The sequence below is a fragment of the Xanthomonas chitinilytica genome (assembly GCF_026107455.2).
In the GTDB taxonomy this organism is placed as follows: domain Bacteria; phylum Pseudomonadota; class Gammaproteobacteria; order Xanthomonadales; family Xanthomonadaceae; genus Stenotrophomonas; species Stenotrophomonas chitinilytica.
This window is the reverse complement of sequence record NZ_JAPCHY010000001.1, coordinates 192210-207197: the sequence shown is the minus strand read 5'-3', so window position 1 is coordinate 207197 and position 14988 is coordinate 192210. Positions and strand designations below refer to the sequence as shown.

10 protein-coding genes, 2 tRNA genes and 3 pseudogenes are annotated in these 14988 nt (G+C 69.1%); 6 read left to right on the top strand and 9 right to left on the bottom strand.

All coding sequences use genetic code 11. The annotated features are described in order from the left end of the window. Window positions 1–297: 297 nt before the first annotated feature. Both OK345_RS00930 and OK345_RS00925 read left to right on the top strand, forming a co-directional pair. Window positions 298–447: pseudogene (locus OK345_RS00930) on the top strand (IS1595 family transposase); the annotation flags it as partial. A 4-nt stretch (window positions 448–451) separates the two neighbouring features. Next, window positions 452–820 (top strand): annotated as a pseudogene (locus OK345_RS00925) (transposase); the annotation flags it as partial. Between the two features lie 81 nt (window positions 821–901). Here the strand turns inward: OK345_RS00925 and OK345_RS00920 are convergent. Next, window positions 902–1470 (bottom strand): annotated as a pseudogene (locus tag OK345_RS00920) (1-deoxy-D-xylulose-5-phosphate synthase); the annotation flags it as partial. Here OK345_RS00920 and OK345_RS00915 point away from each other — a divergent pair. Then, complete coding sequence (locus OK345_RS00915) at window positions 1445–1801, top strand: cupin domain-containing protein (RefSeq protein WP_265125375.1); 357 nt, start codon at window positions 1445–1447, stop codon at window positions 1799–1801. The pseudogene OK345_RS00920 and the gene OK345_RS00915 overlap by 26 nt on opposite strands. Window positions 1802–1941: 140 nt before the next feature. On the opposite strand, the gene dxs is transcribed toward OK345_RS00915, so the two are convergent. The 5 genes from dxs to OK345_RS00890 form a co-directional block, all read right to left on the bottom strand. Beyond that, window positions 1942–3855: a 1-deoxy-D-xylulose-5-phosphate synthase gene (gene dxs, locus OK345_RS00910; RefSeq protein ID WP_265125372.1), complete on the bottom strand. Its 1914-nt coding sequence runs from the start codon at window positions 3853–3855 to the stop codon at window positions 1942–1944. Window positions 3856–4190: 335 nt separating this feature from the next. Further along, window positions 4191–4856 carry an HNH endonuclease gene (locus tag OK345_RS00905; protein ID WP_265125370.1) on the bottom strand — a complete coding sequence of 222 codons (666 nt, stop codon included), beginning with the start codon at window positions 4854–4856 and terminating at the stop codon, window positions 4191–4193. 540 nt (window positions 4857–5396) lie between these two features. Beyond that, complete coding sequence (locus OK345_RS00900; protein ID WP_265125368.1) at window positions 5397–7190, bottom strand: acyl-CoA dehydrogenase C-terminal domain-containing protein; 1794 nt, start codon at window positions 7188–7190, stop codon at window positions 5397–5399. A 61-nt stretch (window positions 7191–7251) separates the two neighbouring features. Continuing rightward, window positions 7252–7728 (bottom strand): LEA/WHy family protein, encoded by a 477-nt coding sequence (locus OK345_RS00895; protein WP_265125366.1) that lies wholly within the window; start codon window positions 7726–7728, stop codon window positions 7252–7254. 296 nt (window positions 7729–8024) lie between these two features. After that, on the bottom strand, window positions 8025–8564 hold the full coding sequence (locus tag OK345_RS00890; protein ID WP_265125364.1) for a lipocalin family protein: 540 nt from the start codon (window positions 8562–8564) through the stop codon (window positions 8025–8027). 285 nt (window positions 8565–8849) lie between these two features. Between OK345_RS00890 and OK345_RS00885 the strand changes: the two genes are divergently transcribed. After that, window positions 8850–8925 (top strand) — tRNA-Phe (locus OK345_RS00885). A gap of 215 nt (window positions 8926–9140) precedes the next feature. On the opposite strand, the gene OK345_RS00880 is transcribed toward OK345_RS00885, so the two are convergent. Beyond that, window positions 9141–9216, bottom strand: a tRNA-Ala gene (locus OK345_RS00880). A gap of 16 nt (window positions 9217–9232) precedes the next feature. After that, a complete protein-coding gene (gene rnd / locus OK345_RS00875; RefSeq protein ID WP_265125362.1) occupies window positions 9233–10327 on the bottom strand; it encodes a ribonuclease D in 1095 nt (364 codons plus the stop codon). A gap of 118 nt (window positions 10328–10445) precedes the next feature. On the opposite strand from rnd, the gene OK345_RS00870 reads away from it, so the two are divergent. Both OK345_RS00870 and OK345_RS00865 read left to right on the top strand, forming a co-directional pair. Next, window positions 10446–12287, top strand: coding sequence for a formylglycine-generating enzyme family protein (locus tag OK345_RS00870; RefSeq protein WP_265126242.1), 1842 nt, complete (start codon window positions 10446–10448; stop codon window positions 12285–12287). Between the two features lie 84 nt (window positions 12288–12371). Next, on the top strand, window positions 12372–13277 hold the full coding sequence (locus tag OK345_RS00865) for a M48 family metallopeptidase (protein WP_265125360.1): 906 nt from the start codon (window positions 12372–12374) through the stop codon (window positions 13275–13277). Between the two features lie 342 nt (window positions 13278–13619). Here the strand turns inward: OK345_RS00865 and xseA are convergent, their stop codons facing one another. Further along, window positions 13620–14972: an exodeoxyribonuclease VII large subunit gene (gene xseA, locus OK345_RS00860; RefSeq protein WP_265125358.1), complete on the bottom strand. Its 1353-nt coding sequence runs from the start codon at window positions 14970–14972 to the stop codon at window positions 13620–13622. Window positions 14973–14988 lie beyond the last annotated feature (16 nt).

Sequence of the window (14988 nt, the reverse complement as noted above, 5' to 3'; positions counted from 1 at the left end):
ATTCATGCTTGTCAACAATCAATCTGGCCGAAGTGGGTATTTTCTGGAGAACATCACAATATTGACGCACGAGACGCGGAACTGGCCGACATCGGGGAAGTTTGAGCAATCCACCCAATGACTGACGTTGCCGAAGGTGGCGGCATCGCAGCCTGCTGAAGCAAGGCGAGACGAGACGCGCAACGCTGGCGCTTCGGAAACGCCACAGGCGGTCGGCGGCGGGGCGGCGTACGAGCACATGCAACGGTTTGGGTCTTAGGAAGCAAACGCTGTCGCTGAAGCAGCTATCTTCCTGTTGTGACTCAGAAAAACAGATGCTTCGCCCATTCAAAAATCAGCGAGGCCCGGTTCCGGGCCCTCGTGCGCTGCTTTGTCTTGGATCTGACGGCCACTACCACGGCCGAATTGACCGGCATCAGCCTGCGTTCGGTCAACGCGATCTTCTTGTTGCGTGACAGGAGCCAACCGGCACGATTCGGTGGTGTTCGAGGAACTGGTCGATGCCTTGCCGCCGGTGTCTGACAAGGCGGGGCGTCCACGCCGTCGGCCGGCCAAGCTGCACGCCGACAAGGCCCATGACATCGACCGTTGTCGCGATCACCTCAAGCAGCGAGGCATCCTCCCGCGCATCGCCCGCATGGGGATCGAACGCAACGATCGACTGGGGCGCCATCGCTGGGTCGTGGAACGCACCCACGCCTGGTTGGCGGGCATGGGCAAGCTGCGCACGCGTTTCGAACGCCGCATCGATAGCCATCTGGCGTGGTTGTCGCTTGCCTGTTCCATCATCTGCCTGCGACATCTTGATGGGTTTTGTTGACCGCTCTTAGCCCATCGCACTCAGCGGCGTGGTGTCGGGATATAGCTGCGGCCAGCGCCTGAGCGCGGCTGTACGGATGCCGTCCACGATGCTGCCGAAGGTCAGGATGGCGAGGCGTGCACCCTGCAGGCGCAGTTCGGCAGAGTGGACAGGTCGTTGCCGGCGGCCACGCCGGTGCCGCTGCCGCGCGGGTAGCGCACCGCGGCCGGGCCGCGGAACTGCAGGCCGGTGCTCAGCATCCGCCGGCACTCGGCCTCGTCGGCCGGCGCCATCACCACCATGTTGGGCACGCAGCGCAGGAAGCTCAGGTCGAGGTTGCCGGCGTGGGTAGCGCCGTCCGGGCCGACCACGCCGCCGCGGTCGATGGCGAACAGCACGTCCAGGTTCTGCACCGCCACGTCGTGCACCAGTTGGTCGTAGCCGCGTTGTAGGAAGGTGGAATAGATCGCCACCACCGGCTTGGCGCCCTGGGTGACCATGCCGGCGGCCAGCGTCACCGCGTGCTGTTCGGCGATGGCCACGTCGAAGTAGCGCTGCGGGTACTCCTTGCTGAAGCGCACCAGCCCGGAGCTTTCGTCCTCTGTGATGGAAATGGCGGAAATTTGGCGAGCTGCAGGGCTCCGCATGCATCCCCACGTAGCCGATCTCATCGCACATCACCGGCTGGCGCCGCACCCGGAAGGCGGGCATTACCGCCGCATCTATGAGGCGCAGGAGCGACTGGTGCACAACGGTCGCGAACGGCCACTGCTGACGGCCATCCGTTGCATGGCCGCGGCCAGCCAGAGCGCCATCGCCCGCAAGCCGGGCATCGACGACCTGCGCGAGCGTGCATTGACGGAATGGCAGCGCCTGGCCGAGGCCGCCATCGCCCGCAATGCGGTGACCTTCTCCACCCTCGGCATGGGCGTGTTGCTGGAGCAGGGCGGCATCATCGACGACCTGCGGGCCAAGGGCTATACGGTCGAAGCGCCGGAATGAACAGCGCGAGGGTGTATGGGGAAGGCGGGCAACATCCGGTGCCGGCCGCGTTGCAGTCCGGCACCCGCTGACCATCGTTGGCTTGGGAACTGCCTGGCAGGAACCTGCGCAGGCAGCGCGTTGCCCGGCCGGATCCGGATTCAGCCGGCCGCGACGCTGATCGGCGTCGGGCCGCCTGCGAGCTGCGGCCAGCGCTTGAGCACGGCGGCACGGATGCCGGCCGCGTCGATGCCGGCCTCGGCCAGCAGGTCCTCGCGGCTGGCGTGGTGCTGGAAGGCGTCGGGCAGGCCCAGATGCAGCATCGGCATCAGCACGGCTTCGGCGTTGAGCAGTTCGGCCACGCCGGAGCCGGCGCCGCCGGCCACCACGTTGTCCTCGACGGTGACGAAACCATCGTGGCGGCTGGCCAGTTCCAGGACCAGATCGCGGTCCAGCGGCTTGATGAAGCGCATGTTGACCACGGTCAGGCCCAGCTCGCGGCCGACTTCCTCGGCCGCGGCCACGGTGCTGCCGAAGGCCAGGATGGCGAGGCGCGAACCCTGCAGGCGCAGTTCGGCCTTGCCGACCGGCAGAGTGGACAGGTCGTTGCCGGCGGCCACGCCGGTGCCGCTGCCGCGCGGGTAGCGCACCGCGGCCGGGCCGCGGAACTGCAGGCCGGTGCTCAGCATCCGCCGGCACTCGGCCTCGTCGGCCGGTGCCATCACCACCATGTTGGGCACGCAGCGCAGGAAGCTCAGGTCGAGGTTGCCGGCGTGGGTAGCGCCGTCCGGGCCGACCACGCCGCCGCGGTCGATGGCGAACAGCACGTCCAGGTTCTGCACCGCCACGTCGTGCACCAGCTGGTCGTAGCCGCGCTGCAGGAAGGTGGAATAGATCGCCACCACCGGTTTGGCGCCCTGGGTGGCCATGCCGGCGGCCAGCGTCACCGCGTGCTGTTCGGCGATGGCCACGTCGAAGTAGCGCTGCGGGTATTCCTTGCTGAAGCGCACCAGCCCGGAGCCTTCGCGCATCGCCGGAGTGATCGCCAGCAGTTCCGGCTCGGCGGCGGCGGCATCGCACAGCCAGTCGCTGAAGATGTCGGTATAGGTGGGCTTCTTCGCGCCGGGCTTGGAAACCAGGCCCTTCTCCGGATCGAACGGACCCACCGCGTGGTAGCCGATCTGGTCGCCTTCGGCCAGTTCGTAGCCCTTGCCCTTGGTGGTGATCACGTGCAGCAGCTTGGGACCCTTGAGGCCCTTGAGCGTCTTGAGCGTGGACAGCAGCGCGGGCAGGTCGTGGCCGTCGATCGGGCCGGTGTAGTGGAAGCCCATTTCCTCGAACAGCGTGGACGGCACGAACATGCCCTTCCAGTGTTCTTCCCAGCGCTTGACGAAGCGCGCGGTGGGGTTGCTCTTCTTGTCGCCAAGGATCTTCTTGCCGCCCTCGCGCAGCGCGTTGAGCGTGCGGCTGCCGGTGGCGCGGCCGAGCATCTTGGTCAGCCCGCCGACGGCCTCGGAAATCGACATGCGGTTGTCATTGAGGATCACCAGCATGTTGGGCTCCGGATCCATGCCCCCGGCATGGTTGAGCGCCTCGTAGACCATGCCCGCGGTCATCGCGCCGTCGCCGATCACCGCGACCACCTTGCGGTCGTCGCCATTGCGCTGGCGGGCGATGGCCATGCCCAGCGCCGCCGAGATCGAGGTGGAGGAATGGCCGACGCCGAAGGTGTCGTATTCGCTCTCCTCGCGCTTGGGGAACGGCGCCACGCCATCCTTCTGCTTGACGGTGTGGATGCGGTCGCGGCGGCCGGTGAGGATCTTGTGCGGATAGGTCTGGTGGCCCACGTCCCACACCAGCTGGTCCACCGGCGTCTGGTAGAGGTAGTGCAGGGCGACGGTCAGTTCGATCACGCCAAGGCCGGCGGCGAAATGGCCACCGCTCTTGCCGACCGATTCGATCAGGTAGGCGCGCAACTCGTCCGCGATCGCGACAAGTTCGGATTCGTCGAACTTGCGCAGGTCATCCGGGGTGTGGATGCGGGCAAGGCGGGGATAGCGGGCAGGATCGATCATTGTCTTGGCGTTTCAGCTGAAACGGTATTTTCGCCCCCATTACCGGGTGGGGCAAGCAAAGCGCTCCTGTCGTGAGCGTGCGATGACGGCCGGCGGTTGCGGCCGGGGCATGGATCCGGGAGTGAAACCCTCGGGAGCCTGGCTCGCGCGCCTTCGGGGTACGCGAGGGAGCTGGTCGAAACCGGCGGCGCAGCAGCGGTGTGTTGATACGGCCTCCCGGTTCAGCAAAGACCGCTTGATCGGCAGGGAGGCGTTGGGTGCGCGTGGGCTGTCAGAGGGCAGCCGGCTGCAGCCCAGGAAGCTTCGGGGCGGGTCGTCGATGCCGATGCGGCGGATCAGCTGGCCGGACGCCGGGATTTCCGCGGCAGTTGCGCCTTCAGGAAAGCCATCTGGTCGGCCAGGATGTTGCGGTTGGACAGGATCAGGTGCTCGATCCAGCTGGGCCGGTAGGGCACGGCCAGCAGCGGCATGCCGGCCTGCTGCGGGGTGCGGTTGCTCTTGCGCGAGTTGCAGTGGAAGCAGGCGCTGACCACGTTTTCCCAGATGTCGCGGCCGCCCTTGGAAATCGGCAGCACGTGGTCACGGGTCAGGTGCGGGCGGCTGAACTGCTGGCCGCAGTACAGGCACAGCTGGGCGTCGCGGGCGAACAGCGCGGTGTTGGTGAGGTTGGGGGTGGGATCGATCGCCCGCGAGCGCGCGTGTCCGCGCGCGGCGATGATCGGGTGCAGGTCCAGCCCGCTGCGCTGGCCGGTGAGCCGGCAGGTGCCGCCATGGATGTGCAGGCAGGGATCGCCCAGGGTCCAGGCCACCGCATCGCGCGCGTACAGGCAGGCGGCGTCCTGCCAGGTGATCCAGTCCAGCACGCGGCCATGGGCATCGAGCGACAACAGCCGCACGGAACCGGGACGATGCAGGGGGGAAGAAGGCGCCGATGCTTCGGCGGCCGGGGCCAGAACGGCTCCGGTATCGATCAGACCAAGCGTTGTTGTGTCTGTCTCCATCGGGAAGACAGCTTATACCCGATTGTTGACATTTTGTGTATTGGGGGGTGTGCGCCATCGCATTCGCGCTGCCGCTCCATGCATCGCTTTGCGAAGCATGGGTCCCGTTTCATCACCACCCATACCCCCGCCGCTACGCGGCCGCCCCCTGACTCAGGGGGCACGCGCCATCGCATTCGCGCTGTCGCCCCATGCGTCGCTTCGCGAAGCATGGGCCCCGTTCACCATCACCCACACCCCCGCCGCTTCGCGGCCGCCCCCTGACTCAGGGGGGCACGCGCCATCGCATTCGCGCTGTCGCCCCATGCGTCGCTTCGCGAAGCATGGGCCCCGTTCACCATCACCCACACCCCCGCCGCTACGCGGCCGCCCCCTGACTCAGGGGGGCACGCGCCATCGCATTCGCGCTGTCGCCCCATGCGTCGCTTCGCGAAGCATGGGCCCCGTTCACCATCACCCACACCCCCGCCGCTACGCGGCCGCCCCCTGACTCAGGGGGCTTTGTTCCAGGCATTGGGGCGGTTGTTCGCCAGCAATGTCTCAGGCTTCGCCGAAGTGGGCGTCGTCCATTGCCATCAGCGGCTCGGCGCCGGCGGCGATGGCGGCGGCGTGGGTCAGGGTGCGCGGCAGCACGCGGGCGAAGTAGAAGCGGGCGGTCTCGCGCTTGGCCTGCTTGAACGCCTCGCTCTGCGAGGAGGCATTGGCGGCGGCGACGCTGCGCGCCCACCAATAGGCCAGCACCACGTAGCCCGAATAGAACAGGTAGTCATAGCTGGCCGCGCCCAGTTCCTCCGGGTTGGCGGCGGCGCGCTGCAGGGTCGCCATCGTCAGCTCGCCCCATTCCCTGGCCTTGGCGCGCAGCGGAGCGACGAATTCGGCCAGCGCCGCGTCGCCTTCATGCGCCTTGGCGAACGCCTCGATCTCGGCCAGGAACAGCTTCAGGCCGGCGCCCTGGCTGGAGGCGGTCTTGCGGCCGATCAGGTCCAGCGCCTGGATGCCGGTGGTGCCTTCGTACAACGTGGTGATGCGCGCATCGCGGGCCAGCTGCTCCATGCCGTGCTCGCGGATGTAGCCGTGGCCGCCGAAGCACTGCAGCGCGTTGTAGGTGTTCTCGATGCCCCATTCGGTCTGGCAGGCCTTGGAGATCGGGGTCAGGAAGCTCACCAGGGTATCGGCGCGCTCGCGCTCGGCCGGGTCCTCGGCATGGTGGGCGATGTCGATCAGGGTCGCCGCGTGCAGCGCCAGCAGGCGGCTGCCTTCGACCAGCGACTTGATGGTCAGCAGCATGCGCCGCACGTCCGGGTGGACCAGGATCGGATCGGCCGGCTTGTCCGGGTTCTTCGGGCCGCTGAGCGAACGCGACTGCAGGCGTTCGCGCGCGTACTTCAGCGCGTTCTGGTAGGCGCGCTCGGACAGGCCGATGCCCTGCAGGCCGACGCCGAGGCGGGCGGTGTTCATCATGGTGAACATCGCCTGCAGGCCCTTGTGCGGCTGGCCGACCAGGTAGCCCTGGGCACCGTCGAAGTTCATCACGCAGGTGACCGAGCCCTTGATGCCCATCTTGTGCTCGATCGAGCCGCAGCGCAGCGCGTTGCGCTCGCCGACATTGCCGTCGCGGTCGACCTTGAACTTGGGCGTCACGAACAGCGAGATGCCCTTGGCGCCGGCAGGGGCATCGGGCAGCTTGGCCAGCACCAGGTGGACGATGTTGTCGGTGAGGTCGTGTTCGCCGGCGGTGATGAAGATCTTGGTGCCGGTGATCGAATAGCTGCCGTCGGCGTTGGGCTCGGCCTTGGTCTTGAGCAGGCCCAGGTCGGTGCCGCAGTGCGGCTCGGTCAGGCACATGGTGCCGGTCCAGCGGCCTTCGATCAGCGGCTTGAGGAACACGTCCTGCTGCCAGGCTTCGCCGTGCTGCTTGAGCGCTTCCACCGCGCCGTGCGACAGCAGCGGGAAGTTGCCCCAGGCCAGGTTGGCGGCGTTGATCATCTCGTTGAGCGGCACGCCCAGCGTATGCGGCAGGCCCTGGCCGCCGTGCTCCGGCGCGGCGGTCAGCCCGGTCCAGCCGCCTTCGACGAACTGCTCGTAGGCCTGCTTGAAGCCGGGTGGGGTGGTGACCTCGCCGCTGGCCTGGTCGAGCACGCAGCCGATCTCGTCGCCGACGCTGTTCAGCGGCGCCAGCACGGTGCCGGAGAAGCGCGCGGCTTCCTCCAGCACCGCATCCACCACGTCGGCGGTGGCATCGGCGAAGCCGAGGCGGGCGAACAGCGGCTCGACCTCGAGCACGTCGTGCAGGGCGAAACGGATGTCGGAGACGGGGGCTTTGTAGCTGCTCATCGGGTGTTGCCTCGATCGGTGGGAAGAGGCGGCGATCGCCGCCGGGACGCAAGGAAAGGGGTCAGCGCAGCACGCCGGGCAGGCCCGGGGCCGGGCTCAGGCTGCTGCGCGCTTCGACGTCGAAGCTGCGCTGCTTCCGCTCCTGCGGGGTGGCGCTGATGCTGCCTTCGAGCTGGTAGGGCAGCGAACGGCCGCCGGCCAGGGTGTCGGCCACGACGATGCGCGCCGCCGAGGCCGGCTGCAGGGTCACGCTCACCACGTCGGCCGATTCGGGGCCGATCGACAGGGCGGGCGAGGCCTGCAGCGTGCCCGCTTCCTGGTCGCCCACGGTGAGCTTCAGGGTCACGTTGTCGAAGCTCATCGGCATGGAGCTGTAGTTGCGCAGCCGCAGTTCCAGCGCCCAGCTGCCATCGGCGCCCACGGTCAACTGCTGGATGCTGGCGGCCGGTTCGGAGACGCGCTTGACCACGCCGCCACCGCAGGCGGACAGGGCGAGGACGCAAAGTGCGATCAGGGCGTACTGGATGCGTTGGCGCATGCCGGGCATTCCTCTGGTTTCTGGAGTGTGATCAGTGAAAGGATACTACGGCGTATGGCGGGCCGGTGCGCGCGCGGCGGGCAGGGAAGCAGGAGCAAGTCGTGGTGCCGGGAGCGTATCCGGCCATCGCCGGTACCGGGGTGCGCCTCCGGATGCGGGCGGGCTTTGCCATCCGCGGCGATGCTGCGTACCCCCATGCCGGAAGTGGCCGTGGCTCCCGATGTGGTGCGTCGTTGCGACCTCGTCTTCCGTGCTGTCGCGGACACCGGCGGGTTGTTCCATCGGCACTCTCGGCCTCAGTACAGCGGCGCCATCACCTTGAGTTCGTCCAGGTCGTAGCCCATGGCCGTCGCCCTGGCCTTGAGCTGTTCGAACAGATCCCGGTCCATGCCCGGCGAGCGCGACAGGATCCACAGGTACCTGCGGTCGGGTTCGCCGACCACCGCCCATTGGTAGTCCGGGTCCAATGCGATCACCCAGTAGTCGGCCCACACCAGCGGCAGCCAGGACAACCAGTCCGGTGCGAAGCGCACCTGCAGCCGGCCGGGATGATCGGCCACGGCACGCGCGATGCCGTCGCTGGCGATGCGTTCGCCGTCCTGCGTGCGGCAGCTGTTGCGCACCCCGATGCGGCCATCGCTGCGCAGGCTGTAGGCGGCGACGATCTCGCCCGTGCATTTCTTCTGGAACGACACCGGCAGGTGCGCGATCTCGTGCCACTGGCCTGCGTACCGGTCCATCTGCAGTTGCTCGACCGAACTCACCGGCGCGGCGGCCAATGCCGGGCCGGTGGGAATCGACGCAAGCAGCAGAAGCAGCATCCGGGCGTGGCGCATGGGCAGGACTCCGTGGCTGACGGCGCAGGTTAGGCGTTGTCGTCGCGGGCGAAGTAAAGCTTTTGTTGAGGGTGGGAGAAGAGGCTGGAAAGCCATGGCGAAGGCGGCGTTGCGGCACGCGGTGCGCAGCCTGGCGGCGGCCTGCGGCGCGGTGCGGACAGGGGGCGGATCGATGCCGTCCGCGCGGCTTCCGGGGCGGTGAAATTCTCCGTAATTTTCTCTTGCCGAATCCGGAAGACCTCCGTATCATGCGCGTCCTCGCCGACGACAACGTCGCGATGAAGTGGCCGGGTAGCTCAGTTGGTAGAGCAGGGGATTGAAAATCCCCGTGTCGGGGGTTCGATTCCCTCCCCGGCCACCACTCCAGAAAAGCCTGCAGAAATGCGGGCTTTTTTTGTGCCCGCATGTTTCCCGATGGACAACACCGCATGCATTCGGCATCGCGCGTGGCGGGCGCACTGTTCCCGGGACTGGAATCCCGGCGTGGGTAATGCGTGGGGAAGAGCGGCGTTCGCGTGGCATCGCGGCCAAACAAAAACGCGCCACGCCTTCCGGCATGACGCGCTTTCGATGAAGTGGTGGAGCGGAGGAGGATCGAACTCCCGACCTTCGCATTGCGAACGCGACGCTCTCCCAGCTGAGCTACCGCCCCACACGACCCGGCAATTCTAGCCGGTCGCGGCGGCCTCCGCCAAGAGGGGCTGCAATCGCGCTTCCAGTTCCTGGCGCCGCCAGTTGCCCAGGGCCTGGGGCCACTGGCCGCTTTCCAGCCACGATTCCAGGTGGCGGCGCGAGGCGAGGATGCCGTCGGGCAGGGCCAGTTCGGCGCTGCGGCGGGCGACCGCGTCCTGCAGGCGCTTGAGCGTGGCTTTGTTGCCGTCGCTGGCCTGCAGTGCCAGCGGCGCCTCGGCCTCGTCGGGCAACGGCGTGGTCAGCGCCTGCCACAGCGGTTGCGCCAGCTTGCGCGGCGCCTTGGGGAACTTCTCCATCTGCCGCAGCAAGGCATCGACATCGGCCGGTGGCGTGCGCGCCAGCGCGGTGGCCAGTTCGTTGTCGAGGATCCAGCTGCGCGGCCGGTCGCTCTGCCGGGCCTGGACATCGCGCCAGCGCAGCAGCCGCAGCAGGCGGTGCTGGGCATCGGATTCCATGAACTGCGCCGCGCGCATGCTGGTATGCGGCCAGCGCTCGCCCTCGTCGTTCTCGACGCCGGCCAGCAGCCGCTCGCAGTCTTCCTGCAACCAGGCACGCCGGTCCTGCGCCTGCAACTGCCGTTCGATCTCGTCGTGCAGGGCGAACAGGTGGACCACGTCGTCGGCGGCGTATTCCAGCTGCGCCGGCGACAGTGGCCGCCGCATCCAGTCCGAGCGCGTCTCGCCCTTGGACAGGGCCACGCCGGTGACCGCGGCCACCAGTTTCTGGTAACCCATGCCGCCGCCGATGCCGGCCAGCGCAGCACCGATCTGGGTGTCGAACAGCGGCCGCGGCAACGCGCCGCACGCGCACTTGAACGCGACCAGGTCCTCGCTGGCGCTGTGCATGACCTTGACGATGTCCGGGTCGGTCAGCCACGGCCCCAGTGCATCGGTCATGCCGGGGATGAGCGGGTCGATCAGCAGGATCTCGTCGCCGACGGCCATCTGCACCAGCGCCAGCTGCGGCCAATAGGTGCGCTCGCGGATGAATTCCGTGTCCAGCCCGATCCGTTCGGGGCGCTGTTGGTAGCGTTGTTCGAGTTCCGCCGGATGTGTGATCCAGTAAGCCACTTGGTTTCCGTCAACTGCAGGGTTTGCCCAGGCAGGCGAGAATAGCCTAACGTCGGCCCGGCCCACGGTACCGCGGCTGTCTTGGGATGGAGGAATCTTGCGCACGACCGGCAACCTGATGCTGAGGGCGACGCTGCTGGCGCTGGCCATGGCCGGTTGCACGCCTTCGCCCGGACCGCAGGAAGCGGCCGGCGCGCCGCAGCGCGAGAAGGTGGAAGCCCCGGCGCTGCCGAAGGTCACCCTCGGCGCCCAGCAGGCGGTCGTGGCCGCCCCGTCGTGGCAACCGCCGCCGGTATCCCTGCAGCGCGAGGACCTGGCCCAGGCGCGGCGCGATGCCGCCGCCGCGCTGGCCGAGGATCGCCTGTACCTGCAGCCGGAAGACGCCATTCCGTTGTACCTGGCCATCCTGCAGCTTGAGCCGCAGGACCGTGTCGCCAAGGCCGGGTTGGCGCGTGCGCAGCAGCGGTTGCGCGCGCGGATCATCGAGATGCTGCAGCGCCCGCAGCAGCAGCGCGAGGCATTGGCGCGCGCGGCCGAACTGGTGGGTGTCGCGGTGGCGTTGGCACCGGACGATGCGGCGGTGCGCGAGCTGCAGCAGCGGGTGGAAACCGCCCGCCGGATCCTGGCCTTCAATCGTGCCGGCGAGGCGGAACTGCGTGCCGGCCGCCTGGGGGAGGAGGGTGGGGGCGCCCTGGCGAATTTCCGCAGCGCGTTGGCGCTGGCGCCGGACGACGGCCGCGCGCTGCAGGGCATGGCTGCGGTGGAAAGCGGGTTGATCCGGCGCGCGGAACTGGCCGCGGCCGCGGCCGATTTCGTCCAGGCCGAACGATGGCTGGAGCAGGCGGCGCGGATCCGCGAGGACGCGCCGACCATTGCCGATGCCCAGGCGCGGGTGGAGGCGGTGCGCCGGGCGCAGGTGGCCGCCCTGCGCGACAGCGGCCTGCGTGACCTGGCCACGCCGCGCGGACTCAAGCCGGCACGCGAGAAGCTGGAAGCGGCGCTGCGCATCGCGCGCCCGGGCGACCCGGTGGTGGCGCAGCTGCGCGAGCGTATCGACCTGGCCACCCACTACGGCAGTTTCCGCCCCGGGCAGGTGTTCAGCGACGGCCTGCGCGACGGCGGTCGCGGGCCGCAGATGATCGTGGTCCCGCACGGCGGTTTCCAGATGGGGGCCGCGTCGGGCGAGCCCGGTTCCAGCGATGCCGAGCGGCCGGTGCACTACGTCCGCTTCGACCGTGGTTTCGCCATGTCGATCACCGAGGTGACCGTGGCCGAGTTCGAGCGCTTCGTCGAGTCGGCCAACGCCCGCCCGCGCGCCACCCGGCGCGGGCATTCGGTGGTGTACGACGAGCGCAGCGGCAACTTCGTGCGCCGCAGTGGCGTGGACTGGCGGTCGGACTACAACGGCGCCCGGGCGGCGCCGAACAGCCCGGTGATGCACGTCAGCGTGCGCGACGCCGAGGCCTATGCGGCGTGGCTGTCGGAGCAGACCGGGCGCCACTACCGCCTGCCGAGCGAAGCCGAGTTCGAATACGCGCTGCGGGCCGGCAGCACCGGCCGCTACCCTTGGGGGGACGACGGCACGCCACCACCGGGCGCGGGAAATTTCACCGGCGGCGAGGATGTCTCGCCCAGCGGACGGCGCTGGAACAATGCCTTCGTCGGCTATGGCGACGGCTTCTGGGGGCCGGCGCCGGTGGCCAGCTTCAGCGCCAATGCCTGGGGGCTGCACGATCTGGCCGGCAACGTCAGCGAATGGGTCGCCGACTGCTGGCACGCCAGCTACCGGCGCGCGCCGGGCGACGGCGCGGCCTGGTACAACCCGGGCTGCCGGCAACGATTGGTGCGTGGCGGCAACTGGGCCAACGCGCCGGAGCAGACCCGGGCGGCGTGGCGGCTTTCGCAGGATTCTGACGTCACCAGCGCCCGCATCGGTTTCCGCCTGGTGCGCGGTATCTGACACGCCATGCCGGCGCCGGCCGCGCTAGCATGGCGCCGGTAGCCGCGCCCCGGGGGCGCCGGCCCAGTCGAGGGAAGAAGCGAGATGCGAAACGATCCGTTCGGTGGCCAGCAGCGTGGGCGGGGCGGGCGGCGCCCGGGACTGTTCGGCAACGTGCGTTGGTGGGTGCTGATCGCGTTCGCCGGGTATGCGGCGTTCTACTGGTTCTCCAACCGCACCGTCGACCCCTATACCGGCGAGAGGGTGATGATCGACAGCTCGCTGGGCGTGGATGAGGAAAAAGCGCTGGGGCTGCAGGCCTACCAGCAGATCCTGTCGCAGGAACGGCCGGTGGACCCGAATTCGCAGGTGGCGCGCGACGTGCGCGAGATCGCGCGGCGCCTGATCGCCAAGGTGGACGTGGTGGAAACGGCGCTGGCGCAGGAGCATGGCCTGCAGCCCACCCACTATTCGCGCGATTTCGACTGGGACGTCAACGTCATCCAGTCCGACCAGGCCAATGCGTTCTGCCTGCCCGGCGGCAAGATGGCGGTCTATACCGGGCTGCTGCCGGTGGCGCGCAACGCCGACGCGGTGGCGGTGGTGATGGGCCACGAGATCGCCCATGCGTTGCTGCGCCATGGTGCCCAGCGCATGGCCCAGCAGAAGCTGACGCAGATCGGGCAGATGGCCGGTGCGGCCAGCGGCATGGATGCGCAACAGCAGCAGATGATGATGTCGGCGATGGGCTATGGCTACCTGTTGCCGTACGCGCGCAGCCACGAGACCCAGGCCGACGAGGTCGGGCTGATGCTGGCCGCGGCCGCCTGTTTCGATCCGCGCGAGGCGGTGCCGTTGTGGGAGCGCATGGGTGCGGCCAGCGGCGGCCAGGCACCGCCGGAGTTCGCCTCCACCCATCCCAATCCCGGCACCCGCATCCAGAACCTGCAGGCGCTGATGCCCAAGGCGATGGAGTACCGGCAGCGTTTCTGCGACAGCGCCGCGCGCTGAACCGTCCGGTCGGGAATCGCGGCGCATGCGGAGAGGCGTGCTTCGCTGATGCGGCGGCTTCCTCCTGGTTGCCCGCTGTCGATGCAGGCGTAACGACCCGCGCGAACGAAACGTTGCCCTGCGACAGGTCGCGGGGCGTCGTGGGCGGAGGTGCCGCCTTGACCGTCGGACTTGAAGAACGGGGTGGCCGCTGCTGCACGCAGACTGCGCCTCCATGCCTCGGCAGAAGCAGCGCGGATCACGGGAAGCAGCGTCGAGAGAACCCCTCCACAGCTCGCGGCTATTGCGGGCAGGGATGGAGGTTGCGGAGCGTGTGCGACGGGAAAGGTGTCCTGTCTCTCCCTACTTTCCCTCATCCGTTGCTCGCTCCACGCGCAGACGCAGCGTGCCATCGCCGACGCGGGCCTGCAGCGCATCGCCCGGCTCCACCTGGGCGACGGAGCGGACCAGCGCGCCGTCGTCGGCGCGGGTGAGGATGGAATAGCCGCGGGCCACGGTCGCCAGCGGACTCACCGCTTCCAGCGAACGGGCCAGGGCGCGCAGGCGCAGGGCGTCGCGTTGCAACTGGCGCGCCATCGCCGCCTGCGGGCGCGAGGCCAGCGCCTGCAGGCGGTCGTGCAGTACCGACAACCGCCGTTGCGGCTGCGCCGCGCGCAGTACCGCGGCGGCATGGCGCAGGCGGGCGGCCTGGCGTTCGTGCTGTTGCCGCCACAGCGCCGCCAGGCGTCGCGCCGCGTCCTGCTGGCGCCTTTGCAGCAAGGCCAGCCGCGATTGCGGTCCCTGCGCCTGCAGCCGCAGTGCGGCGCGGTCGGCGCGCTGCATCGCCTGGCCAAGGCGATGGCGCTGCATCTGCAGCAGGCGTGCCTGCAGCCGGCGCAGGCGCACGTCGAGGTCGCGCTGGTCGGGCACCAGCAGTTCGGCCGCCACCGAGGGCGTGGGCGCGCGCAGGTCGGCGGCGAAGTCGGCCAGGGTGAAGTCGGTCTCGTGGCCGACCGCCGACACCACCGGGGTGTCGCTGGCGGCGATGGCGCGGGCCAGCTGTTCGTCGTTGAACGCCCACAGGTCTTCCAGCGAGCCGCCGCCGCGGGCCAGCAGGATGGCGTCGTAGCGGCCGCTGGCGTCGGCGCGGCGCAGCAGCGCGGCGATCTGCGCGGCGGCGCTGTCGCCCTGCACCAGGCTGGGCAGCAGGTCGACCTCCAGCATCGGGAAGCGCCGCGACAGCACGCTGAGCACGTCGCGCACCGCCGCACCGGTAGGCGAGGTGATCACCGCCAGCCGCTGCACGTGCGCCGGCAGCGGGCGTTTGCGTGCGGGGTCGAACAGGCCCTCGGCCTCCAGCCGCGCCTTGAGCTGCTCGAACGCGCGGCGCAGCGCGCCTTCGCCGGCTTCCTCCAGGTGGTCGAGCACCAGCTGGTAGTCGCCGCGCGCCTCGTACAGGGTCAGGCGGCCGCGGGCGAGCACGCGCAGTCCCTCGCGCGGGACGAACTTCAGCCACTGGCTCTTGGGTTTGAACATCGCGCAGCGCACCTGCGCGCGCGCGTCCTTCAGGGTGAAGTAAAGGTGGCCGGAAGCGGGACGGGTGACGTTGCCCAGTTCGCCTTCCACCCAGATCAGCGGGAACGTGTCTTCCAGCAGGTCGCGCGCCAGCGTGTTGAGCTGGCTGGGAGTGAGGATCTGCGCGTTGCGGTCGTTCATGGGGCGGGGGCGGGAA

Bases quoted from the DNA above. Each gene is read 5' to 3' on its own strand.
- OK345_RS00905 (WP_265125370.1), bottom strand. From the start codon at position 4,856: ATGGAGACAGACACAACAACGCTTGGTCTGATCGATACCGGAGCCGTT.
- OK345_RS00895 (WP_265125366.1), bottom strand. From the start codon at position 7,728: ATGCGCCAACGCATCCAGTACGCCCTGATCGCACTTTGCGTCCTCGCC.
- OK345_RS00890 (WP_265125364.1), bottom strand. From the start codon at position 8,564: ATGCGCCACGCCCGGATGCTGCTTCTGCTGCTTGCGTCGATTCCCACC.
- dxs (WP_265125372.1), bottom strand. From the start codon at position 3,855: ATGATCGATCCTGCCCGCTATCCCCGCCTTGCCCGCATCCACACCCCG.
- OK345_RS00915 (WP_265125375.1), top strand. From the start codon at position 1,445: ATGCATCCCCACGTAGCCGATCTCATCGCACATCACCGGCTGGCGCCG.
- OK345_RS00900 (WP_265125368.1), bottom strand. From the start codon at position 7,190: ATGAGCAGCTACAAAGCCCCCGTCTCCGACATCCGTTTCGCCCTGCAC.
- xseA (WP_265125358.1), bottom strand. From the start codon at position 14,972: ATGAACGACCGCAACGCGCAGATCCTCACTCCCAGCCAGCTCAACACG.
- OK345_RS00870 (WP_265126242.1), top strand. From the start codon at position 10,446: ATGCTGAGGGCGACGCTGCTGGCGCTGGCCATGGCCGGTTGCACGCCT.
- OK345_RS00865 (WP_265125360.1), top strand. From the start codon at position 12,372: ATGCGAAACGATCCGTTCGGTGGCCAGCAGCGTGGGCGGGGCGGGCGG.